This is a genomic window from Hydrogenophaga sp. (genome assembly GCF_026125785.1).
Classification (GTDB): Bacteria; Pseudomonadota; Gammaproteobacteria; order Burkholderiales; family Burkholderiaceae_C; genus Hydrogenophaga.
In genome coordinates this window covers 1-23622 of record NZ_JAHCKL010000006.1, presented here as the reverse complement: position 1 = coordinate 23622, position 23622 = coordinate 1, and the positions used below count along the sequence as shown (strand labels likewise).

19 protein-coding genes and 1 pseudogene are annotated in these 23622 nt (G+C 68.0%); 7 read left to right on the top strand and 13 right to left on the bottom strand.

Annotation, left to right across the window (positions count from 1 at the left end; all coding sequences use genetic code 11):
* Positions 1-34: 34 nt before the first annotated feature.
* Together KIT53_RS08125 and KIT53_RS08120 are read left to right on the top strand one after the other, a co-directional pair.
* Positions 35-1474, top strand: a complete 1440-nt coding sequence (locus KIT53_RS08125; protein ID WP_297750350.1) for a circularly permuted type 2 ATP-grasp protein — start codon at positions 35-37, stop codon at positions 1472-1474.
* Between the two features lie 11 nt (positions 1475-1485).
* Entirely contained in the window at positions 1486-2445 is a 960-nt protein-coding gene (locus KIT53_RS08120) for an alpha-E domain-containing protein (RefSeq protein WP_297750348.1), read from the top strand.
* 2 nt (positions 2446-2447) lie between these two features.
* Here KIT53_RS08120 and KIT53_RS08115 read toward each other — a convergent pair whose 3' ends face one another.
* From KIT53_RS08115 to KIT53_RS08075, 9 genes are all read right to left on the bottom strand, one after another.
* The gene (locus tag KIT53_RS08115) at positions 2448-3536 is read right to left on the bottom strand and encodes a PEP/pyruvate-binding domain-containing protein (protein WP_297750344.1); all 1089 of its coding nucleotides are present in this window, start codon (positions 3534-3536) and stop codon (positions 2448-2450) included.
* Positions 3533-5359 carry a PEP-utilizing enzyme gene (locus KIT53_RS08110; RefSeq protein ID WP_297750341.1) on the bottom strand — a complete coding sequence of 609 codons (1827 nt, stop codon included), beginning with the start codon at positions 5357-5359 and terminating at the stop codon, positions 3533-3535. Before KIT53_RS08110 ends, KIT53_RS08115 begins: the two co-directional genes overlap by 4 nt.
* A gap of 18 nt (positions 5360-5377) precedes the next feature.
* On the bottom strand, positions 5378-6271 hold the full coding sequence (locus tag KIT53_RS08105) for an HAD hydrolase-like protein (RefSeq protein WP_297750336.1): 894 nt from the start codon (positions 6269-6271) through the stop codon (positions 5378-5380).
* Between the two features lie 13 nt (positions 6272-6284).
* Positions 6285-7778 (bottom strand): hypothetical protein, encoded by a 1494-nt coding sequence (locus KIT53_RS08100; RefSeq protein WP_297750334.1) that lies wholly within the window; start codon positions 7776-7778, stop codon positions 6285-6287.
* A complete protein-coding gene (locus tag KIT53_RS08095) occupies positions 7775-9139 on the bottom strand; it encodes a biotin carboxylase N-terminal domain-containing protein (protein ID WP_297750331.1) in 1365 nt (454 codons plus the stop codon). The genes KIT53_RS08100 and KIT53_RS08095 overlap by 4 nt, the downstream gene beginning before the upstream one ends.
* Positions 9139-9624, bottom strand: coding sequence for an acetyl-CoA carboxylase biotin carboxyl carrier protein (gene accB / locus KIT53_RS08090; RefSeq protein WP_297750328.1), 486 nt, complete (start codon positions 9622-9624; stop codon positions 9139-9141). Before accB ends, KIT53_RS08095 begins: the two co-directional genes overlap by 1 nt.
* Before the next feature lie 141 nt (positions 9625-9765).
* Complete coding sequence (locus tag KIT53_RS08085; protein WP_297750325.1) at positions 9766-10470, bottom strand: Crp/Fnr family transcriptional regulator; 705 nt, start codon at positions 10468-10470, stop codon at positions 9766-9768.
* Between the two features lie 27 nt (positions 10471-10497).
* Positions 10498-12498, bottom strand: a complete 2001-nt coding sequence (locus KIT53_RS08080) for an acetoacetate--CoA ligase (protein ID WP_297750322.1) — start codon at positions 12496-12498, stop codon at positions 10498-10500.
* 115 nt (positions 12499-12613) lie between these two features.
* A complete protein-coding gene (locus KIT53_RS08075; RefSeq protein ID WP_297750319.1) occupies positions 12614-13480 on the bottom strand; it encodes a LysR family transcriptional regulator in 867 nt (288 codons plus the stop codon).
* Positions 13481-13566: 86 nt separating this feature from the next.
* Here KIT53_RS08075 and KIT53_RS08070 point away from each other — a divergent pair, with 86 nt between their 5' ends.
* The 4 genes from KIT53_RS08070 (at position 13567) to KIT53_RS08055 (ending at position 18223) form a co-directional block, all read left to right on the top strand.
* Entirely contained in the window at positions 13567-14499 is a 933-nt protein-coding gene (locus KIT53_RS08070; RefSeq protein ID WP_297750316.1) for a DMT family transporter, read from the top strand.
* A 169-nt stretch (positions 14500-14668) separates the two neighbouring features.
* The gene (locus KIT53_RS08065; RefSeq protein WP_297750313.1) at positions 14669-15541 is read left to right on the top strand and encodes a hypothetical protein; all 873 of its coding nucleotides are present in this window, start codon (positions 14669-14671) and stop codon (positions 15539-15541) included.
* A gap of 186 nt (positions 15542-15727) precedes the next feature.
* The gene (locus KIT53_RS08060) at positions 15728-16612 is read left to right on the top strand and encodes a hypothetical protein (protein WP_297750310.1); all 885 of its coding nucleotides are present in this window, start codon (positions 15728-15730) and stop codon (positions 16610-16612) included.
* A 162-nt stretch (positions 16613-16774) separates the two neighbouring features.
* Positions 16775-18223, top strand: a complete 1449-nt coding sequence (locus KIT53_RS08055) for a cadherin repeat domain-containing protein (RefSeq protein WP_297750307.1) — start codon at positions 16775-16777, stop codon at positions 18221-18223.
* 24 nt (positions 18224-18247) lie between these two features.
* Here the strand turns inward: KIT53_RS08055 and mltB are convergent, their stop codons facing one another.
* The 4 genes from mltB to KIT53_RS08035 are packed head-to-tail and all read right to left on the bottom strand — an operon-like array spanning position 18248 to position 23399.
* Positions 18248-19372, bottom strand: a complete 1125-nt coding sequence (gene mltB / locus KIT53_RS08050; RefSeq protein WP_297750304.1) for a lytic murein transglycosylase B — start codon at positions 19370-19372, stop codon at positions 18248-18250.
* Positions 19369-21450, bottom strand: a complete 2082-nt coding sequence (locus KIT53_RS08045) for a DUF3488 and transglutaminase-like domain-containing protein (RefSeq protein ID WP_297750300.1) — start codon at positions 21448-21450, stop codon at positions 19369-19371. Before KIT53_RS08045 ends, mltB begins: the two co-directional genes overlap by 4 nt.
* Complete coding sequence (locus KIT53_RS08040) at positions 21444-22460, bottom strand: DUF58 domain-containing protein (protein ID WP_297750298.1); 1017 nt, start codon at positions 22458-22460, stop codon at positions 21444-21446. The genes KIT53_RS08045 and KIT53_RS08040 overlap by 7 nt, the downstream gene beginning before the upstream one ends.
* 18 nt (positions 22461-22478) lie before the next feature.
* Positions 22479-23399: a MoxR family ATPase gene (locus KIT53_RS08035; protein WP_297750296.1), complete on the bottom strand. Its 921-nt coding sequence runs from the start codon at positions 23397-23399 to the stop codon at positions 22479-22481.
* Between the two features lie 41 nt (positions 23400-23440).
* On the opposite strand from KIT53_RS08035, the pseudogene KIT53_RS08030 reads away from it, so the two are divergent.
* Positions 23441-23622, top strand: a pseudogene (locus KIT53_RS08030) (histone deacetylase family protein); the annotation flags it as partial.

The following is a 23622-nucleotide window of genomic DNA, read 5'->3' as shown; positions in this document are numbered from 1 at the left end:
GTCCTTGCTATGCTGTGGGCAGGAGAAAAAGCCCATGAGCAGACCGATGTTTGACGAAATGAACGCCTCGCCCAGCGAGGTCAGGGCCCACTACCAGAACTATGCGCGCTGGCTGGCTCAGCAGCCCGACGATGTGATGGCCGCCCGGCGGGAGGAGGCGGAGATGATCTTCCGCCGCGTCGGCATCACCTTCGCGGTGTACGGCGCCAAGGACGAGGACGGCTCCGGCACCGAGCGGCTCATTCCCTTCGACCTGATTCCCCGCATCATCCCCGCCGACGAATGGCGGAGCATGGAAGAAGGCCTGGTCCAGCGCGTGACGGCGCTCAACCGCTTCATCCACGACGTCTACCACGAACAGGACATCATCAAGGCCGGCATCATCCCGGCCGACCAGATCTTCCAGAATGCGCAGTTCCGCCCGGAGATGATGGGTGTGGACGTGCCGAACCAGATCTACTCGCACATCTCCGGCATCGACATCGTGCGCGCGCCCAACAGCGACGGGGTGGGCGAGTACTACGTGCTGGAGGACAACCTGCGCGTGCCCAGCGGCGTGAGCTACATGCTGGAAGACCGCAAGATGATGATGCGCCTGTTCCCCGAACTCTTCGGCGAGAACCGCGTGGCCCCGGTCGCCCACTACCCCGACCTGTTGCTGGAAACCCTGCGCGCGGTCAGCCCCGCCACCACGGCCGAGCCGACCGTGGTGGTGCTGACTCCCGGCATGTACAACAGCGCCTATTTCGAGCACGCCTTCCTGGCGCAGCAGATGGGCGTGGAACTGGTCGAAGGGCAGGACCTGTTCGTCAAGGACAACTTTGTCTACATGCGCACCACGCGCGGCCCCAAGCGCGTGGACGTGATCTACCGGCGCGTGGACGACGACTTCCTGGATCCGCTGGTGTTCCGCCCCACGTCCACGCTGGGCTGCGCCGGCCTGCTGGGCGTGTACCGCAGCGGCAACGTGGCGATCTGCAACGCGGTGGGCACGGGCGTGGCGGACGACAAGTCCATCTACCCCTACGTGCCCAAGATGATCGAGCACTACCTGGGGCAGAAACCGATCCTCAACAACGTGCCCACCTACATGGGCCGCGACCCCGAGGACCTCAAGTACATGCTGGCCCACCTCAAGGACCTGGTGGTCAAGGAGGTGCATGGTGCCGGCGGCTACGGCATGCTGGTCGGCCCGGCCTCCACCAAGGCCGAGATCGAGGACTTCCGCAAGGCCGTGGTCGCCAACCCCGGTGGCTACATCGCCCAGCCCACGCTCTCGCTCTCCACCTGTCCCACCTATGTCCAGAGCGGCGTCGCGCCGCGCCACATCGACCTGCGGCCCTTCGTGCTGTCCGGCAAGGAGGTCCAGATGGTGCCCGGCGGCCTCACGCGGGTGGCGCTCAAGGAAGGCTCGCTGGTCGTCAACTCGTCACAGGGCGGCGGTACCAAGGACACCTGGATTCTCGAAGACTGAGGGACAAGACCATGCTTTCGCGCACCGCCGACCACCTTTTCTGGATGTCCCGCTACACCGAGCGCGCGGAGAACACCGCCCGCATGCTCGACGTCAATTACCAGACCTCCCTGCTGCCGCAGTCCGCCGCAGTGGCCCAGGTGGGCTGGGAAGGCCTGCTGCTCATCAGCGAGCTGATGTACACCTACACGCAGAAGTACGGCAAGGAGATCACGCCGCGCAATGTGCTGGACTTCATGGTGCGCGACGAGTCCAACCCGTCCAGCATCTTTGCCTGCCTCAAGGCCGCGCGCGAGAACGCGCGCGCCGTGCGCGGCGCGCTCACCACCGAGTTCTGGGAAACGCAGAACCAGACTTGGCTGGAGCTCAACCGCATGCTCAAGAGCAAGAATTTCGAGCGCGACCCGGGCGAGTTCTTCGAATGGGTCAAGTTCCGCTCGCACCTCTCGCGTGGCGTGGCCATTGGCACCATGCTCCAGGACGAAGCTTTCCACTTCTACCGCATGGGCACTTTCCTGGAGCGCGCCGACAACACGGCGCGCCTGCTGGATGTGAAGTTCCACGCCGTGCACAGCGACTTCTTCGGCGCTGCCAGCGAGCTGGACCAGGAGTACGACTTCTACCACTGGAGCGCGATCCTGCGCAGCGTCAGCGGCTTCGAGGTCTACCGCAAGGTCTACCGCGACGTGATCACGCCCGAGCGCGTGGCCGAACTGCTGATCCTGCGCGCCGACATGCCGCGCAGCCTGGCCGCCAGCCTGAACGAAGTGGTGAACAACCTGACCGTGGTGGCCAACGAACACTCGGGCGAGACGCTGCGCCGCGCCGGCAAGCTGCGTGCCGATCTGCAGTTCGCCCGCATCGACGAAATCCTCTCCACCGGCCTGCACGCGTTCCTCACGCAGTTCCTGGACCGCGTGAACGAACTCGGCGTGCGCATCAGCCAGGACTTCCTGGTGCCGTCGAACTGAAGTCAGCGCGAGGCGGCGCTGAGCACGCCGCTGGCAAAGCGCATCAGCGCATCGTCCGCCGCCCGGCCAGGGGCCTTGCGGTCAGGCAGCACGGTCACCGGGCGGCATTGCAGCAGGACGATGTTGTCTCCGCGAGGCAGCTCGCGGTCCAGGGCGAACTCGATGTCCTGTGGCGCTCCGTGCAGGCGTTCCAGGCGTTTGCCCACCTTGGCCAGAGCGGTCAGTTCGGCGTCGTCCATGCACAGCAGGGCGCGGCGTTCGTCGTCCACCGGCGTGGCCTGCTGGCCGCTGAGGTATTCGATGTGCTTGTCGCCCAGCACCCGCTCGATCACATGGCCCTCCACCTTGGCCACCACGAAGCGGTCCGGCGTGACGTCGCCACCGACCACGCCCAGCCCCAGCCCATAGGACGCCTCGATGACGATGCGCGAGCGGTCGCCGGTGACGGGGCTGACGGTGAACATCACACCCGCGGCGCGCGCATGGACGGTCTTCTGCACCACCACGCCCATGTCCACCGCCAGCGGATCGATGCCGTTCTTCCAGGCATAGGTCAGGGCGCGCGCCGAGAACGCGCTGGCCCAGCAGCGCCGCAGGTGCCGCTCCACTTCGGCGATGCCGCGCAGGCCGACGAAGGTCTCGTACTCGCCCGCGAAGCTGGCGCCGGCCGAGTCCTCCGCCGTGGCGCTGGAGCGCACGGCGACGGACACGTCGGTCATCTGCAGCGCCTGGCACAGGCTGGCATAGCTCTGGGCCAGGGGAGCCATCAAGCCGTCGGGCAGCGGGACTTCGTCGAACCACGCCTCCACCTCGCGGGCGCAGGCCTCCAGGGCGCCCAGGGCCTCCCGGTCGACACGGCCCAGCGCCTGCGCCAGCCGCTGGTCCAGACCGGTGTGGCGCAGGTAGGCCTCGTAGGCCTGCGTGGTCACGGCAAAGCCTGGCGCCACGGGTATGCCGGCCTGGGCCATGGTCGCCAGGCCGTGGGCCTTGCCGCCCACCAGGCGCTTGTCCAGCGCCTGGGCGTGCTCGAATGCTGTGGTGATGGTGTTCATCGACGTTCCTGTCGTGGTGCGCGCGGTGGCCTGGGTCATGCGTCCATCAGCATGACCGTGCCCTTGTACCCGTCGATGCGGACCCGCTGCCCGCTCTCCAGGCGGGCCGTGGCAAAGCCGGTGCTGACCACCGCAGGCATGCCGTATTCGCGGCAGACGATGGCCGCGTGGCTCATCATGCCGCCGATGTCCGTGACCACGCCTGAAATGGTGGAGAACGCCGACGCCCAGGACGGCGCGGTGATCGCCGCGACCAGGATCTCGCCCGGCTGCAACTGGCTCAGCTCGTCCTCGTGCCGGATCACGCGCACCACGCCTTCCACCACGCCGGGAGAAGCAGGAATGCCTTGCAGCCGGCTGCTTGCGCCTTCGCCCGACTGGCTCAGCCATTCCTGCACCCGCTCGGTGGTGACGCCATAGTTCATGATGGCAAAGGGGTCGGTCACTTCGCTGGGCGGCATGCCATAGGCCGGTGCGGCGGTTGTCGAGCGCAGCGCCGCCATGATCTTGCGCCGCGCCGCGATCTCTCCACGCCAGTGCTGCACGCCGCGCGCGGGCACGCCGATGGCCCAGGACTCCACCATGTCGAACAGGGCCTGGTCGAGCTCGAAGCGGTTGAGGTGGTAGAGGTCGCTCTCCTGCTGGAAGAAGCCCGCCTTCACGAACACGCCCGCCAGGTCGCGCACCTTTTCCCAGAACACCGAGTGCGTCCAGTGCTCGACGTAGATGTTGTGCTCCTCGATGTACGGGAAGACATTGCGCGAGAGCGCCAGGGCCTCGTCGAACGGTCCCACTTCCTCGGGCGCGAGCAGCGCGCGGTACTCGGCGGCGATCTCGTCCCGGTCCTCGTGAAGTTTGGCGATCGGCCGGTCGATGTCCTCGCCTGCGCGCAGCAGCTCGATGTAGCGCGCAATGCCCTGCAGCGGGATCGAGAGGTTCTGGTTCCAGGTTTCCTGGTCGTGCAGGAAGCCGTACTCCGCGAAGTAGTTGAACCAGGGGTCGCGCACTGCGTGGAAGGCTTCCACCCAGCGCACGCCGGCCGGCGTGGCGCGCAGGCCGGCGAGCATGTCGTCGGCATCTCCGCGCACCGTCAGCCCCGCGTCCACCTGGAGTTCCACCGCCAGCTTGGCCAGGCGGCGCAACTCATCGTCGGGCCTGAAGGCGATGCCTTCCACGCCGGCCACCATGCGGGCGATGGTCTGGTCCTGGATCTCGGGGAAGGCGCGCTTGCAGAGATCGAAGAACACCAGGTAGGCGCCATAGCCCAGGCCCAGCATCTCGAAGTGGTACTGCCAGACCAGGAAGAAGTCGTTGACGAGCCGGTGGTAGTTTTCCACCAGGTCCCAGGACACCGAGCGACCCTTGCCTTCCGTGACCACCTCGATCGGCTCGATCTCCGGCAGCGGCTCGAAGCGCAGTGCCTTCATGCGCCGCACCACCACCGTCATCTTCTCTTTCCATTGGGCGTACAGGTGGTCCCAGTTCTTGTAGTAGTGGCCCGCGCGCTCCTGGAAGATGCCCAGGCGGCGCTCGATCTCGGCCGGGTCGGTGACCGGCATGGGGCAGATGTAGACATAGCCGTTGACCATGCGCACGTCCAGGCCCAGCGCCGCGGGCAGCACGATGCTGCGCGCGCCGTTCACGCCGCAGCCGTAGTACACGGCCTCGGCGCCGATGCTGTCGAACGGATGTACCGCGCGCGACCAGTGCATGGAGTCGGCGAACCAGAACCGCTGGTCTTCCGAGGGGCGGCCTTCAGGTTGCGAGGTGAGGAAATAGGGGTACATGCGTTCCCAGCCCTCGGCGCCGGCCGGGGCCTTGGCTTCGTGGAAGAACGCGAAACGCTTGGATCGGTCTGTCATGGTCTTGTCTCCTGTCGGTCAGGCCTGCACGGCCTTCAGTTGTTGAACCAGTTCGCCCACGTCACGCCCGACCCAATCGGGCCTGTGCGCGGGCGGCAGATGGGGCAGTTGTTCCATCGAGGTACCGCCACTCATCACCAACACGCCCAGCGCACCCATCTGGTGGGCGAGCTGGACCTCGATCGATGCCATGTCGCCGACGACGACCAGGCGGCGGCCAGCGCCGCCCAGGCGCCTGCGCAGCACCTCGCCGATGGCCTGCGATGGCTTGCCGCAGACCTGGGCGCGCACGCCGGTCACGGCGCTGATGGCCATGGCGATGGCCGACGACGAGGCCACGGACCGTTTCACGCCGCCATGGAACCACGGCGTGTCCACGGACACATAGAGCGGCGCGCCGTGGTCCGCGATCGACAGGCAGGCGCCGTTCAGGTGGGCGGACTGGAAACTGTCTGCGGCACCCACCACCACCACGTCGGCATCGGTGTCCCGAGGGTCCGCCAGCACCAGGCCACGCTCGCTCACCGCCTCGCGCAGGCCTTCGTCGCCCACCACCAGCACGCGCGCGCCGGGGTGGTGGGTGGCGATGTGGTCGGCCGCCGCGGTGGCCGCGGTCATCATGTCCTCGTCGGCCACGTCCAGGCCGATCGCCCGCAGGTGGGCAGCGTAGGTGCGCACCGGCCGTTGCGAGGCGTTGGTGCAGACCACGACGTCCTTGCCGTGGCGGCGCAGCCAGCCGAGCAGCTCGGCCGCGCCTTCGATGGCGCTGCCGCCGGAGCCGCCAGCCTGGCTGGTGCGCACCAGGCAGCCATCCACGTCGAGCATCCAGCCATCGGCCTGCACCAGCGCGGGCACGACGCTGGCAAACGACGCGGGGGGTGTCCAGGGAGTGGGTTTCATGGGGTCGTTCATGGGGTCGGATTCCTCAGTGCGGCTTGCCCTGGCGGCTGCCGCTCAGGGCCCAGGTGGTGCTGCCCTGGGTGATGGCGATGGACAGTGGGCGCTGGCGGTCACCCAGGGCGCGGGCCAGGTCGGCCAGACCCGCGGGTTGGCCCGTTGCCTGCAGGCGCTGCGCCCGCCCGCGCTCGCTCACCATGGCGTCTACCTGCCCGGCAGGCATGAGTGCGCGCAGGAGCAGGTCTTCGTCGCTGAGGCCGCTGCCCAGGCGAGCGCGCAGCGCGTCCAGGCTGGGCGGCTCTGCGGGGTCGGCTGGCCGGGCCCTGGCACGTGGTGACTGGCGGGCGCGGTCCAGCAAGGCGCCGTCGACCGGACCCGGCATCTCGCCCCAGTCGCCCAGCAGCATGTCCACCACTTCGTCACTGACCTGGCGGTAGCGTTCACCCGCGATCACATTGAGGGCGGCCTGGGTGACGATGTACTGCGCGAAGGGTGTGACCACGATGGGCCAGCCCAGATCGGCGCGCACCTGCACGGCCTCCTCGATGACGGCGGGCATGAGGTCGGCGCGGCCCATTTCCGCCAACTGCCGCCGGGTGGTGCTGAGCACCCCGCCCGGCAGCGTGTGGCGGTAGTAAGACTCGTCGTAGGCCATGGGCCTGCCCTCGGGCAGACCGCGCAGCGTGGCCTCGCGCCGCAGCGCGTCGCTGGCCCGCTGCATGGCGTCCAGGTCCACGTCCACGCGGTGGCCGCGTGCGCGCAGATTGGCCACCAGTTGCAGACCCGATGCATGGGAGGCGCCGTCGGCCAGCGGGGGCAGCGCGCAGTGCAGGTGGTTCACGCCCATGTCGGCCGCGCACAGCAGCGTCAGCGGTGCCAGGCCGGTGTTGCAGTGGGTGTGGAGTTCCTGGATGGCCTTGTGCCGCAGGCCTGAGCGCAGCGTGGGCAGCAAGGTGCGCAGGCGCTCCGGCGTCAGCAGACCCGCGGGGTCCTTGATGTAGATGCTGTCGATGGCTTCGCAGCCGTCGAACTGCGCCAGCTTCTCGGCGAAGTAGGCGTCGGTGTGCACCGGACTGACGGTGTAGCAGAGACCTCCAACCACCTCTTCGAAGCCGGCCCGTTTGGCCATGCGCGCGGTCTCCATGGCCGATGCCATGTCGTGCATCGGATCGATGACCCACATGCGGGTCACGCCGTGGCGGCGCAGCAGGTCGAACGCCAGCTGGAACAGGTTGGCCGGGGTGCGCGAGAAGCTGATGAACCGCTTGCCGGTGGTGAGGAAGCCGAGCCGCGTGTCCGGTGCCGCCTGGCGCATGGCGTCGATGCGCGCCCAGGGATCTTCCTGGTGGTAGCGGACAGCCGTGGCCAGCAGCGTGCTGGTGGCGATTTCGGCCGCGTGGTAGCCCACGGTGTTCATCAGCGGGGCCATGCGCCGCACGGTGGACGTGCGCACGCCCACCGCCCCCCACAGACTCTGGTTGCCGTCCCGCAGGGAGACATCGATCAGGCGCACGTCGGTCATGGCATGTCTCCCGCCATCAGCGCAGGCAAGGCGTCTTCCAGCCAGCGGGTGCTGGCGGTGTTGTGCACCACCTCGGGTGCATTCAGCAGGGCGCGCAGCAGCGGCAGATTGGTCGTCGGGCCCTGCAGGTCCAACCGCGCCAGGGCCTTTCGCAGCCGCGCCAATGCCGCGTCGCGGTCCGCCCCGTACGCAATGACCTTGGCCATCAGCGCGTCGTAGTACGGCGGGAAGAGATAGCCTTCGTACAGGTGCGTGTCCCAGCGAACGCCGCCCAGCGCCGGGGGGCGCCAGCGCACCAGGCGGCCCGGTGACGGCCGCAGCGATTGCGAGGGGTCCTGTGCGGTGAGGCGCAGCTCCACCGCATGGCCGTCCAGATGCACGTCTTCCTGGCGCACGCTCAGCGGTTCTCCGAAGGCCACCAGGAGTTGCTCGCGCACGAGGTCGATGCCGGTGACGGCTTCGGTCACGGGGTGCTCGACCTGCACGCGAGGATTCACCTCAAGGAAACACAGCGCGTCGCGTTCCACGTCGTAGAGAAACTCCACCGTGCCCAGGCTCACATAGCCGATCTCATCGGCGATGCGCAAGGCATGCGCGTGCAACCGTTCTCGCGCCTGTGGCGTCAGGGCGGTGCACGGCGCCTCCTCGATCATCTTCTGGTAGCGGTACTGCACCGAGCACTCGCGCTCCCCCAGGTGGATTCGGTGGCCGTGCGTGTCGCCCAGTATCTGCACCTCGACGTGCTTGGCGTTGCGAACGAAACGTTCCACGAAGACGGTGCCATCGCCGAACGACGCCGCAGCCTCCGACGAGGCCAGTTCCCATGCGGCCTCGAACTCGCTCGCGTCGTCGACCCGTTTCATGCCGCGGCCGCCGCCGCCAAAGGCCGCCTTCACCAGAACCGGGTAGCCGATGCGCTGCGCGACGGCCAATCCTTCCGCGCGGGTGGCGGTGGGGCCGCCGGGCGATACCGGGACGCCGGCCGACTCCGCCACGCGCCGCGCGCTGAGCTTGTCACCCAGTGTCTCCAGGTGCTCGGGCTTCGGGCCGACGAAGGTCAGGCCGTTCTGCGCGCACAGCCGCGCGAAGTCCGCGCGCTCGGACAGGAAGCCGTAGCCTGGGTGCACCGCCGTGCAACCGGTCTCCACCGCGGCATGCACCACAGTGTCCAGCGACAGGTAGCTCTGCGATGCGCGGGCCGGCCCCAGCACCACGGTGCGGCTGGCGCGGCGCGCGGCCAGCGTGTCCTGGTCGGCCTGCGAAACACCCAGCACCGTGGGCACGCCCAGGCGGTCGCAGGCCTCGATCACGCGCAGCGCGATCTCGCCGCGGTTGGCCACGAAGACTTGCTGCGCCGCCATCAGGCGTTCCCGGCCTGGATGCTGAACAGCGGCTGGCCGAACTCCACCAGGTCCCCGTTGCTGGCGTGCACGGCGAGCACCACGCCGCTGCAGCCGGCGTGCACCGAGTTCATGAGCTTCATTACCTCGACGATGCACAACACCGTGTCGGGCTCCACGCGGTCGCCCACTTTCACGAACGGCGCTTCACCGGGCTTGGGTGCGGCGTAGAAGGTACCCAGCAGCGGAGCCGTCACCCGCTGCGCGCCGGGCGGCAAGGGAGCGGCCGCTGCCGCTGCCGGGGCGGCCGGCGCCGTCCGGGATGCCCTGGCGGGCGCTGCCGCGGGTACGGCGGTTGGCGGGGCCGTGGTGCCCGTCGCGTTGGCGGGCTCGTCGCCGCGCCGAACGACGATGCGCACCTCGCCCTTTTCATAGCGGAACTCGGTGAAGTCCGCTTCCTTCAGCAATGTCACCAGCGAGGCCAGTTCGGCAAAGTCAATGTCCATGGAGGTCTCTTGTGGTTCGTCAGGGCGCGTTGTCTGCGCCGGGGACGAATGATTTCGGAAATGGGAAACGGCTTCTGTCAGTGGAACGACAGTTGAACCCCGGGAAAGTACCGACCGCACACGGGCGGTGGTCGCGCCGCGTCAGCTCACGCGGTCCTGCAGGGCCTGCATGTCCAGGATGGTGATGGCGCCGTACTCCAGCTCCAGCAGTCCTGCGCGCTTGAGCTCCACCAGGGCCACGTTGCAGCGCTGCCGCGAGACGGTGGCCAGGTTGGCCAGCTCTTCCTGCGAGATGAAGAGGTGGTTGAGCCCGAGCGGATTGAGCAGCGGGTGAACGAGACCCCAGAGTGCCCGCGCCACCAGCCGGTCCGCATCCAGCAGCCGGTGTGCGGCCATGTTGCCCATGAACCAGTGCAGGCGCTCGTTGATCTGCTGCAGCAGGAACTCGGCGAACGCGGGCTCGTGGTGGCGCAGCCACTCGAAGGTCTCGTACGGCAGCATCGCCACGCGGCTGTGGCGCAGGGCCACGATGTCCGAACTGCGCGGCTTGCCACGCAGCAGCGTGCCCTCGCCGAACCAACTGCCCACCGACTGGCCACCGAGTGTGACCGTGCGTCCATCGACGGCGTTGATCGACCACTTCAGAAGGCCTTCCATCACGCCGAACCAGTGATGCTGCATCTCGCCGTGGTGTCCCAGCGTCTCGCCGGTGGACAGCGCGCGTTCCATGATGTCGGCGCGCACCTGGCGCTGTCCGGCCTCGCTCATCCGGTTGAACCAGATCGAGCCGGAGAGCAGGTCGTCCATCGAAAGCTCGACGGAGCGGACGTGGAGCGCGCGGGTCATGGCGGAGGAGGGGCGGGTGGGCGGGCCTCATGCGGTGGCATGGGACTGCAGCCCCTCAGCATACCGAACAAAGAAATGCAGGCTGGCCGGGTTCTGCATGGCGTCGGGGCTGGCCACCTTGTCGGGTGGCGCGCCCAGCAGCAGGCGGCGCACCGGCACTTCCATCTTCTTGCCGCTGAGCGTGCGTGGGATGTCGTCCACCTGCACGACCGCATCCGGCACATGCCGGGCCGACGCCTTGGTGCGGATCTGCTGCAGGATGCGCTGACGCAGGGCATCGTCCAGCGACGCACCGGGCGCGAGTTGGACGAACAGGGGCATGAAGGAAGGCCTGCCCAGGTACTCCAGGTCGACCACGAGGCTGTCGCGCACCTGCTCGATCTCTTCGACCACGCGGTAGATCTCCGCCGTGCCCATGCGGATGCCCAACCGGTTGATCGTGCTGTCCGATCGTCCGTAGATCACACACGTGCCGCGTTCGGTGAAGCGGATCCAGTCGCCGTGGCGCCAGACACCTGGGTACATCTCGAAGTAGCTCTCGTGATAGCGCCGCATGCCATCGTCGTTCCAGAACCGCACCGGCATGGAGGGCATGGGCTGGGTGACGACAAGCTCACCCACTTCGCCCGTCACCGGTTGGCCGGCGTCGTCGAAGGCCTGGGCATCCACGCCCAGTTCGCGGCACTGGATCTCGCCCGCGTGCACCGGCAACGTGGGGGCGCAGGCCACGAAGCCCGAGGCGATGTCGGTGCCGCCGCTGATCGATGCCAGCCACACATCCGGCTTGACCGCCTCGTAGACCCAGCGGTAGGCATCCAGTGAAAGGGGCGACCCGGTGGAGTTGATCGCGCGCAGCGAGGCCAGGGACGCGAAGTCCCTCGGGCGCAGACCCTCCTTCATGCTGTTCATCAGGTAGGCCGCGCCACAACCCAGGAGACTCACGCGCTGTTCGTCGACGAAGCGCCAGAGCGCCTGGGGATCGGGCCATGCAGGGTGGCCGTCGTAGAGCACGATGGATGCGCCTGTGAGCAAGGCACCCACCTGCAGGTTCCAGACGATCCAGCCGGTGCTGCCAAGGAACAGAAGGCGGTCTCCCGGACGCAGGTCGTGCTGCAGTGCCATGGTCTTGAGGTGCGTGAGCACGATGCCACCGTGCCCGTGCACCATGGCCTTGGGCAGCCCCGTGGTGCCGGACGAATACACGATCCACAGCGGGTGATCGAACGGCAGGCGGGTGTACTGGGGCGGCGCGGCCGTCGCCAGGCAATCGGCCCAGGCGGCGCGGTCGCGCCACGCCATGGACCGGCCCTGCGGCAGCGGCCCGGGAACATGCACCACCTTGCGCACGCTGGGCAAGGCGGCCAGCAGCTCGTCCACCTGAGGGATGCGCTCGTGGTACTTGCCTCCGTAGGCATGGCTGTCCACCGCGAACAGCACCACCGGTTCGATCTGCCGCAGGCGGTCCAGCACGACGGATGTGCCCATGTCCGGCGCGCAACTCGACCAGATGGCACCAATGCTCGCGCAGGCCAGGAAGGCCACCACGGTCTCGACGCGGTTGGGCATGTAGCTGGCCACCCGGTCGCCAGGCAGAACACCCTGCGCGCGCAGCCAGGCCGCCAGCGCGGCGGTGCTGTCCTTGAGTTCGCGCCACGAAACCTCCTGCGCGGGTGCGCTTTCCGAGCGTGCGATCAAGGCTGGCCGTGCGTCCGTGGCCATGCGGAAAACGTGCTCGGCGTAGTTCAGGCGGGTGCGCGGGAACCAGCGCGTGCCTGGCATCGCAGGGTGCTCGATGGCCGGCGTGCGATCGCCTTCGGCCTGCACGTCGAAGTAGTCCCAGACCGCATTCCAGAAGCGGTCCAGATCGCTGACCGACCAGCGCCACAGGCTGTCGTAGTCGGTGGTGGTCACATGCCGTTCCCGCGCCAGCCAGCGCTGGAAGTCCGTCAGCCGGGTGGCGGCGACCGCTTCGGCCGTCGGCGCCCACAGCAGTTCGCCAAAACCCTCTTCCTGCCTTGATGCCTTCATGGTGTCCCGTCGCTTTCGGTGAAGCCCCGCAGGGCTGGCGACATTCTTGTGAAGCGGGCGCAAGCAGACAGTCCGCGTGACGACGTTTGACCCCAGGGTTAACCCTGGCATGCCATCAGAGGCCTTGGCGATTCAGCGTCTGCACCATCTGTTCGAACAGCGCGTCCACCGCCGGCAGGCCGCGCGAGGCCTGGCTGCGGTACACCGCCACCTCCATGTGAGAGAGCGGCGGCAGGCCATGCCGCTCACCCAGGATGGGCAGGTGCGCCGGCACGCTGCAGCGGGTGAGCACCGCCACCGCCAGCCCGCTTTCCACCGCCGCCAGTTGCCCGGCCAGGCTGGAGCTGTTGTAGACCAGCCGATGGCTGCGGCGCTGGGCGTGGAGCGCGGCCATGGTGAAACGCCGGGCCAGGCTCGCGGGCTCATACACCGCCAGCGGCAGCGGATCGCGCCGCCAGGCCTCGAACGCCGCGGCACCCACCCACACCAGCGGCTCGTGGAACAGCAGGGTGCCGCGCGAAGGTTTGTCGCGCGAGACCAGGGCGATGTCGATCTCGCCGCGTTGCACCTTGGGGATGAGCGCGGTGGACTGCTCGCACAGCAGCTCGATCTCCACGCCCGCATGGCGACTGGCGTAGCTGCGCAGCACCGGCGTGAGGTAGGTGGCGGCGTAGTCGTCCGGCACGCCCAGCTTCACCTGGCCGGAGAGCACGGGGCCGTGCAGGGCCTCCAGCGTTTCGCCATGCAACGCCAACAGGCGGCGTGCGTAGCCCAGCAACTCGCCGCCCACCGGCGTGATCTCCAGGTGCCGGGGACCGCGCAGCAGCACCGGCCGCCCCACGGCGTCTTCCAGCTTCTTGAGCTGCATGCTGACAGCCGACTGCGAGCGGTGCAGCAGCGGGGCGGCGGCCGACAGCGACCCGCTGTCGACCACGGTGACGAAGGCGCGCAGCCAGTCGAGCTGCAGGTCTGCATGGTTCATGGTATGCACATCTATCCGTTTTTCGAATAGATGGGTTTTGGATTATCCGCTGTACGGATGCGCATGAGCGACCGATCATGCCGGCCATGTCCCAAGCCAGCACCACCACCACGCCTTCTCTCGCCTTGCCGGATGCCTCGGCGCGCGGTGGCACCGGCCTCATGGTGGCCGGTGGCCTGTTGCTGGGCACATTGGGCGTGTTTCTGGAAGAGGCGGGCCAGGCACCGCTGATGGCGGTCTGGTTCCGCTGCGCCTTCGGCCTGCTCGCGCTCACGCTGTGGTTTGCCGTCACCCGCCGCTGGGGCGAGCTTCGCTTGGCGGGGCGCTCATTGCTGGCCGCGGTGAGCGCGGGTGTGCTGGCCGTCGTCAACTGGGTGCTGTTCTTCGAAGCGATCGCGCGCACGTCCATCAGCGTGGCCACGGTGGTCGTGCACGTGCAGCCGTTCCTGGTGATGGCCTTTGGCGCCTGGTGGGCCCGCGAACGGGTCACGCGCCTGCAGGCGGCTTCGGTGGTGGCGGCGCTGCTGGGCCTGGCGCTCGCCTCTGGCTGGGTGGACGGCGCCCTGGGTGGCGTAGCCCGATCCTCCGCGTATGCCTGGGGCATCGCCCTGGCGCTGCTCAATGCCGTGGGCTACGCCGCGCTCACCCTGATCGCCAACCGCGCGCGCGGCGTGAGCCCGCTCGCGCTCTCCTGGTGGCAGTGCGCCGTGGGCGCGGTGGTGCTGCTGGTCTGGCCGCTCTCGCAAGGCTGGCCGGCCTGGGGGGCCGCATGGGGCTGGCTCATCGGCCTGGGGGTCATCCACACCGGCCTGGCGTACGTGGTGCTGTACGCCGGCGTGTCGCGCCTGAGCGCCGGGCGGGTGGCGGTGCTGGTGTTCGTCTACCCGGCCAGTGCCGTGGCGGTGGACTGGCTGGTGTACGGCCGCGCCCTGAGCCCCGGGCAATTGGCCGGCGTGGTGCTGATGCTGGTGGCGCTGGTCGTCGCGGGTGCGGAAAAGTCCACGCTTGGGCGAGGCTGAGGGGCGCCGGGCGTCATCGCCGGGTCAAGAAAAAGCGCTTGCCCGCCTGCAAAAGTCACGCTCGGGCTTGCCGGCAACATCCATCCGCAGGCCCAAGGACCTATGCTGGCGGGCGTTGGGACGTGGCGGTTCGCGACCACGCAGCAAGATTTCACCGGAGGCGACATCGATGGCCAGCGATCTGGATACGGTCAGGGTGCTCAGGGCCCTTTTCAACGACATGCCGCGCGCGCCGCAGGGGCTGTCGCCTGAAGAGACGGTGGCCTGGATCCAGCGCTCCATGAACGACCACGAAGGTGGCGAGATGGCGCTCATGATCGAGCACATCACCCGCAACGCCATGCTCGACATCGTGCTGCGTTTGAGGGAGGACGGCTACCTCAAGGAGGACGCCGCCTTCGACAAGACCGTGAGCCTGATCTCCACGCCCGAAGGCCGCAAGACCTTCATGGACCGCTGCATCACCGCGCAGAAGAGCGCCGATGCGACCTCGCGCCTCATTCACCGCGCCAAGCGCGCCTGGACCGATCCCCTGCCGCTCTTCAGCTCAGACCCGGGTCAACTGCAGCGCTTCGTGCGAGGTGAGCTCAGCGGTCCGGGCCCTCTGTTCGCCGAGTTCATGGCGCGGGAGGATGTGCGCGAGATCGGTGTCTTCGCGCAGGCACCGGACGGCATCCACGAGTTCTCCTGGGGCTTCATCGCTGAGGACCAGGGCGTCTGGAGCATCTACATCGCCGACGTCTGGCGCCAGGGCACGGTGGGCAGCTTCGACCGTTTCCTGATGGCCTGGCAGCAACTGGCCTGTGCTCCGGTGGACGACCTCGGCGGCCTGTTGCCCCCGCTGCCCGAGGGCCTGCAGGTGGAGGACGGCATCGAGACCTTCAGTGGCCTGAGCCTGCGCGCGGCCTGCGGCGACACCACCCAGCCTTCGGATTTGCGGCAATGGATCGGCGAATTCCTCATAGACCGCATGCTGCCCGTCATGGCCGCGCGGGTGGTGGACGCCCACTACGACTTTCCGCTGGGCGTACAGGCGCACTGAAAGGTGCTGCGCGCGCGGGCCATCTGGCCTGGTGGGCGCTGAGGAGCGAAACCAGGGCCTCCCTGTCTTTCGCCGGTGTTGGCCGAGCGTACGCCGGTTCCGCGCAGACAAGGTCTCGTCATTCTCCCGAAGTTGCTGGCGAGGCGGTTTTCATACTGGGTGCTCCTTTTTTTCCAGGAGCCTTCCATGATTCTGAAAACGCTGCGGCATGCCCTGTTCCTGTTCTTGGCCAATGTTTTCGCCCTGGGGGTGGCCCAGGCATCGCCGCAACAGGTGGACAGCCAGGAGGAACTGGCCCGGGTGGCGGATGTCTTTCGGCCTTCGCGCTATCTGGTCTATGCCGACCGTGACCCGCTTTTTTACTTCTTCCGAGAGCAGGGCAAGTTCGGACCACTGGGGCCTCATGGTGAATTCAAGGTGCCGCGGGAGGTGATCACCATACAGACGCCGCCAGCAGGGCAGGTGTTCGTGTATGAGCAGAACGAGAACCGCTTCCGCCTTGGGCATCCGTCGAAGGCGGAGTTGATTCCTGCGAGCTTCAAGGCCCGGACAACGCGCGAGCAGGAGCAGTACGAAGAGGCGCTGGCGCGCCTGCAGGAGCCGCAGGCCCAGGCGTCGATGTCGCGGCGCATCGAGGCGCTGTATGCCGTCGTGCGCACCGCTTTTCGCGCCGGACACCACAACGACGTTGTGCGCTACGGGCAGGAGGCCTTGCGGCTTTGGGAAGACGCCGGTCTGTTGAGCCGATTCATCGGCGACGTGGGGCGTGAGCTGCATGCCATTCACATCCATATGGGCCTCGTTGCGCTGCAGCGCGGTGACGTGGCGGGCGCCAGCGGGCACCTCAAGGCATCGGGACGAGGGCCGACCGCAGCCACGCTGAAAACCTTTGGGCCAAATATGGGGCTGGCGGCTGCTCTGCTGGCGGCGGGCCAGCGGCAGGTGGTGCAGGAATACCTGAGCGACTGCGCGACGTTCTGGTACAGACGGGAACTGCTCACCCGCTGGCAGCAAGACATCGCTGAAGGTCGGGTGCCGGATTTTCGTGGCTACGAGTCCACGGGCCTCTGAATTTTCACCAACGTTGCGATCGGTGGGCGACGGCCTCGCTGCTTGACGCGGAATACCGCTCATTTGAGGGGACGAAAAAGGGCGGTTGGTGACATGGCGGCCAACGGGGTCCACGGTTGCCTAGATTTCCCTTCATCTATTTGCCTTTCAGGAGCGACCATCATGAGCGACGCATCCGATGCCAGCAACACCAATGCCTCCAAAGCCGGTGACGACGTGATCGACCTGGGCGAACTGGGCCAACTCATCAAGGGGGTCCAGGTCGAAGGCAAGTGGTACTACGTGCTGGACGTGAACCGCGATGGGGCGCACGGCGTGGGCGACAGCACGACGCACGACGCGCTGGACGCGGTGTTCCGCTACAACGCCGCCGGGCAGGTGGAGACGGAGGCCAACGCGGTGGGGTTGGTGGGCGACACCGACGACACCTTCCGCTACGCCACGCTGGGCGGCCTCAGGCTGGCCCTCCCCACCCAGGGCGTCAACGTCACCATGCCCAACCGGGGCTGGGCCAACCTGGCGGGCACGGCCGTGGCCAGCGCGCAGACAACGAACAGCCGCTACGACGACCTGCTGGCGATCTGGGACGCCTACAACGGCAACGGCCAGGACGTCACCAACGTTGCCGGTGTACCGGCCGGGTGGCTCACGAGCGCGTACTGGTCCGCCACGACCAACGGCAGTTCAGCACAGCATGCAATGGTCGACCTGGGATGGGGCACCGTCTACGGCATCTCCAGCGCGAAGTCGGTGAGCTTCGCCGAAGGGGGCAACGGCACGGCGTACCAGACCAAGGCCAGCGATGGCGACCTGACCTCGAAGCTGAGCTACCGCCTGGGCGGCACCGATGCCGCGCTCTTCAACATCGATGCGAACTCCGGGGCGGTGAGCTTCAAGGCGGTGCCCAACTTCCAGCGCCCGATGGACAGCGGCAAGAACAACGTCTACGACATCACCGTCACGGCCAGCGATGGCGTGAAATCCTCGGCCGCGCAGGCCGTGGCGATCACGGTGACGGACATTGCCCGCCCCCTGGCGGGTGACAAGGTGATCTCGCTGGGAGACTTCGGCAACCTCATCAATGGGGTCAATGTGGAGGGCAAGTGGTACTACGTGGTGGACTTCAACAAGAACGGCGTCCACGACGGCGGGGACTACTTCAACCAGGACGCCTTGCGGCGCGACTACTTCCGGTTCACCGAAAGTGGATACGACATGGGATCTCAGTCGACCCCTTCGCAATACTCGAAATGGGCCACCATCAATGGCGTGAAGCTTGCGTTGCCAGAACGGCCATTCTCGTGGTACCAGGCGGCGGGCACTGCGATCAACGACCCGAGCCAGATCAACCCCACCTACGACGACCTCCAGGCCATATGGGACGCCTTCAACGGGTCTTCCACGGGCATGAACCTGCATGGTGCCCCCCCGGGATGGCTCGCGGGCCGCTACACCAGTTCGTCAACCAGTTTGATCGAGTTCATGATAGGTGCCCCTGTTCTCCGGTACCACCACGATTTCGCCATGGACGGGGGGTCCAATGTGTACAGCGTGGTGGGCGCCGAGCAAAGCCGGTTGGTGGCCGTGGAGGTGCTTGGGTTCGTGATGTGACGTTCCCGTGCCTTGAACAGCGGATCAGCGCTGCTGCCCGGCGTCCGGAGTGGCGGCCTCCGGGCGGCCGACCAGCGCCTCCACCGCCTGCCCCAGCTCGATCACGGCCAGCGCGTAGTAGCTGCTCCAGTTGTAGCGCGTGACGACGTAGAAGTTCTCGGTGCCGGCGATGTAGGTGGAGGGCGCACCCGCGTTCTCCAGTTCCACCAGCGCCAGCTTGCCGGTGTGTTGCAGGGCCGGGCCTTCCAGTACGGCGCCCCTGGTGGCGAAGCTCTCCGCGCTGAAACTGGGCAGGATGTCGGGTGCGCGCAGCGTGTCCAGGTCTTCGCGGCTCTGGCCGGGCGCGAAGCTCACCGGGTAGTGGGTGGGCACGCCGGTCTGCCAGCCGAAGGCCTTGAAGTAGTTGGCCACCGAGCCGATCACGTCGGCCTGGCTGTCGAACAGGTCGACCTTGCCGTCGCCATCGAAATCGATGGCGTACTTCACCCAGCTGCTGGGCATGAACTGTGGCCAGCCCATGGCGCCCGCATAGCTGCCCAGCAGGCTCAGCGGGTCGGTGCCGGTGCGTTCGGTGAGGCTGAGAAACTGTTCGAGTTCGCCTCGGAAGAACTCGGTGCGCGCGGCCGCGCGGGGATGCGTGGCCGGGAAATCGAAGGCCAGTGTGGCCAGCGCGTCGATGACGCGGAAGGTGCCGGTGTGGCGGCCATAGAGCGACTCCACGCCGATCACGCCCACGATGAGGCTGGCGGGCACGCCGAACTCGCGCTCGGCCCGCGCCAGGGTGTCGCGGTTGGCCTCCCAGAAAAGTTGGCCGGCACGCAGGCGCACGGGCTCGATGAAGCGAGCCCGGTACGCGGCCCAGTTCTTGGGCGTGCCGCTGGGCGCGGGCTGCATGAGGCGGATGACTGTTGGCAGGCGCTGTGCCTGGCCGATCTGCTGGCGCACCCAGGCGGGGTCGAGGTTGCGGCGGCTGGCGAGGTCGGTGGCGAAAGCCATGGCGGGCTCGCTCTGAGCGTAGCTGAAGCCTTGCGATCTGGCGGAGACCTGTGGGGCTGGGCGTGTCTTGGCGGCACTGCCGCCTTGTGCCGATGAGACCGCAGGCAGGACGGCCAGGAGGGCGGTGGCGCCCAGAAGGGCCAAGGACATCATGCGGAGGAGGGGTGCTTGCCGGGCCATGCGAGTTGTCTGAACTCGCGCTGCAGGACCGCGAGGGTGAGGGGAGTGTCGGGCGATGGTCGGCCGTAGCGCAAGGCCTCGAGCCGCAGCAGCCATTGTGCAATGCCCGCGGCGGCCTCGCTCGTGGGCCAATGTTGCCGCACCTGGCGCGCGAGTTCTCGCGGCGGGGTGGTGTCGGTGCTGTCGAGCCCGCTGGTTTTCAGGCGTGCCTTTGCGCGACCCAGGAGGCGCAACCAGGGGTCGTGCTGCTGGCGCTCCCACAGCGTCCAGCCTGCGCCGGCGAGGCTGGCGAGGACCAGGAAGCCCAGCAGCACGGTGATGAGGTCGGTCCAGCGGGGGGATGCGAAACCCAGGCGCTTGAGCAGGTCGATCTGGTGGCCCTGCGTGTAGTTGAGGACCCACTGGTTCCAGCGGTTGTTGACGGCTTCCCAGGCCGCGCGCACCTGCGTGGCAAAGGTCGGGTTGAGGTTGCGGATGGCGCCCGCGATCGCGCCTTCCGGCGCACTCAGGCGTTCCAGCGACCCCACGCGGCCGGGCGCCACGGCGGCCGTGGGGTCCACGCGCACCCAGCCACGCCCCTGCAGCCAGACCTCGGCCCAGGCGTGGGCGTCGCGCTGGCGCACGGTCCAGAAACCGTCGACGCCGTTGAGCTCTCCCCCCTGGTAGCCGGTGACGATGCGCGCGGGAATGTCCAGCGCACGCATGAGGATGACGAAGCTGCTGGCGATGTGTTCGCAGAAGCCCTCGCGCCGGTCGAACCAGAATTCGTCGGCGGTGTGCTGACCGTAGACACCCGGGTCCAGCGCGTAGCGGTAGCCGCCGGTGCGCAGGCGCTCCAGAGCGGCCTCCACCAGCGCGGGGTGGGCCTGGTGGCCGGGGCCGTACTGGCGGCGCATGTCCTGCGCCAGTGACAAGGTGCGCGGGTTGAAGCCCGGCGGCAGTTCGATGTGGTCCTGCAGCGCCACCTCCGGCTCCAGCGGGCCGTGCCGGAACGCCAGGTAGCTCTCGGCGCGGTAGCGCAGCAGCGTGCTCACCGGGCGGTTGGTCAGCCATTGCAGTTCCCGCGTCATGCGGGTGCGCATGCCTTCGGGCAGTTCCGGTGCCTGCGGGGTGGCCTCCAGCACGAACAGCCAGGGGCGGCGGCTGGGCTCCATGGTCACCTCGTAGCGCACCGGCTCGCCGGTCACCGCCAGATTGGGCGGCAGGGCCATGGTCTCTGGGAAACCCGAGCGCAGAGGGCGCCATTCGGCACCGTCGAAATCGCTGAACACCGGGCCGCGGAAGTAGAGCAGGCCCTGTGGCGGTGGCATTGCGCCGTCGAACTTCACGCGCAGGGCGATGGCATCGTCCAGCACCACCTTGGCGATCTGGCCCACGCGCATGCTGTTGCTCAATCCGCTGCGCCCGGCGGCATCGTCACCGGGTGTGCCCCACAGAGGGGAGAGCCGGGGGAACAGCAGGAAGAGCACCAGCATGATGGGCGCACCCAGCAGGGCCATGCGGGCGGCAATGCCCGCGGCTTCGCCCAGCGAGGGCCGGCCCACCGGCATGTGGGCGTTGACCAGCGCGGTGAGCAGCGCCAGGAGTGCAACCAGGATGCCCGCGGCCGTGAGCAGGGTCTGCGAATAGAAGAAGTGGGTGAGCAGCAGGAAGAAGCCGAGGAAGAAGATGACGAAGGCGTCGCGCCGCGCGCGCATTTCCAGGGTCTTGAGCGCCAGCAAGACCACGATCAGGGTGACGCCGGCATCCCGCCCGAGGATGGTGCGGTGTGTGGCCCAGGTGGCGCCCAGCAGCAGGGCCAGCAGACCCACGCGCCAGGCCCAGCCCGGCAGCGGCCGGCCGCGCAGCGTGAGCACGGTGCGCCAGACCAGGACGGTGGCGGTGAGCAGCGTGCACCACCAGGGTATGTGGGCGGCTTGCAGGAACACCACCCAGCCGATCACCGCGAGCAGGAAGAGGGTGTCGCGCGATTCCCGGGGCAGGCGGGATCCCCAGCCGCTCAAGCCTCCTTCAGGATGGGCGCGCGAAGCGCGGCGGGCGGAGGTCAGCATAGGGCCAGCGCCTCCATGCAGCGTGCGCGGTGCGCCGGCCCTTGCGCGGGTGCGATTTCGCGTCCGGGCAGGCGCAGGCCGAAGTCCAGTCCCATGCGGTCGGCCATGATGACCCAGGCGGTGAGGCGGGAGAGCCGGGCCTCGAAGTCCGTGGCGCCACAGCGGGCGTGGTCCAGCCAGAGCTGCTGGCGTTGGCTGGACAGCGCTTCCCTGCTGACCAGTTCGTCGCGGCCGCTGGCAAAAGCCTGCGCGGCTTTTTTCCAGACCACCGCCTTCATCGGGTCGCCTCGCTGGTAGCTGCGCACGCCATCGAATTCGCCCGTGCTCTGGACGCGCGCACTGCCGGAGCTGCCGGGCTCGGGTTCACCCGCGGGCAGTGCTGGAGGCTGGTGTTCGGGTTCGGGGTAGACCAGCACCGTGGCAGCCGGACGCCACAGCGTCCAGACACGGAAGGTGCCGAGCGGAAACAGGGTGAGCGCGGTCAGTGCGGGCAGGGCGTGCAGGCCCCGTCGGGCGGTGGGCCAGGCCACCTGCAGTTGCACGCTGCCCTGGGCGGGCACGTCGGTCCAGGCCAGGGCCGTCATCTGCAGGCCACCGTCCCCCACCACGCCCATGCCGATGCCATGGCGTGCGCTCGCTCGCTCGCTGGTCAGCCGCACGTCCAGTTGCACGGCCTGCCCTGCGTGCACTGGTGTTGGAGGTGGCAGGTGCAGGGTCAGGCCGCGCAGATTGGCATGGCATACGTGCATGCCCACGGCGGCCGTGCCCGCCAGCAGGAAGGTCAGCAGGTAGCCGAGATTGAGCTGGTAGTTGATGCTGGCCACCAGCAGGAGCAGCAGGGTGAAGGCCAGCATCCAGCCCGCGCGGGTCGGCAGGATGTAGACGTTGCGCTGTGTCAGCAGCGTGACGTCGCGCCGTGGCAACCGCGACGCGAACCAGTGGCGCACGCGGGCGCGAACATGGGCCAGCGGGCTGCGCAACGGGTGGGGCAGGGGTTGCGCCAGGTCCATGGCGGTGGATCTTCTTTCTCAGGCCAGCGGCACCGACTGCACCATGGCACGGACCTGTTCCACCGCGCCGCGACCGGCATCTCCGACCGGGATCAGCCGGTGCCCGATCGACTGCGGCAGGATGGCCTGCACGTCGTCGGGCGCCACGTAGTCGCGCCCGCTGAGCAGGGCCTGCGCCTTGGCAGCGCGGATCACCGCGATACCGGCCCGCGGACTCAGGCCCTGCAGGAACCACTGGCCGGAGCGGGTTGCGGCGATCAGGTCCTGGACATAGTCGAGCAGGGCGTCCGATGCATGCACCTGCAGCACCTGCTGTTGCGCGTCGAGCAGGTCCTGGGGCGACATGAGCTGGTCCATCGAGGCCACCAGGTCACGCCGGTCCTGGCCGGTCAGCAGGCCGCGTTCGGCGGCGCGGTCCGGATAACCCAGCGAGATACGCATCAGGAAACGGTCGAGCTGCGACTCGGGCAAGGCATAGGTGCCGAGCTGGTCGTGCGGATTCTGCGTGGCGATGACGAAGAACGGCACCGGCAGCGCGCGCGTCTCGCCCTCGGCCGTCACCTGCTTTTCCTCCATGGCCTCGAGCAGTGCGCTCTGGGTCTTGGGACTGGCGCGGTTGATCTCGTCGGCCAGCAGCACCTGCGCGAAGATCGGGCCGGGATGGAACACGAAACTCTCCGTGCCGCGTTCGTAGATCGATACGCCCGACAGATCGCTGGGCATCAGGTCGGAGGTGAACTGCACGCGCGAGAAATGCAGGCCGAAGCTGCGGGCCAGCGCATGGGCCAGCGTGGTCTTGCCGACGCCGGGCACGTCCTCGATCAGCAGGTGACCGCCGGCCAGCAGGCAGGCCACGCAGTCCTGGATCTGGGTCGATTTGCCGACGATGACCGTGTTAAGCTGACGCAGTACCCGTTCCAGTTTTTCTTGTGGATGCATGGCATGACGTTACCCGAAAATCGCGACCGCGCTGCGACGCCATGAGCAAGACCGGATACTTCACTCATCCGTCTTGTCGGCAGCATGAGATGGGACGCGGGCATCCCGAATGCCCGGAGCGGCTCGACGCGATCGAGGACCGGCTGCTGATCTCGGGACTGGACGTCGCCCTCGATCGACGCGAAGCGCCCGCCGCGCCGCTGGCCGACATCGAGCTGGCCCA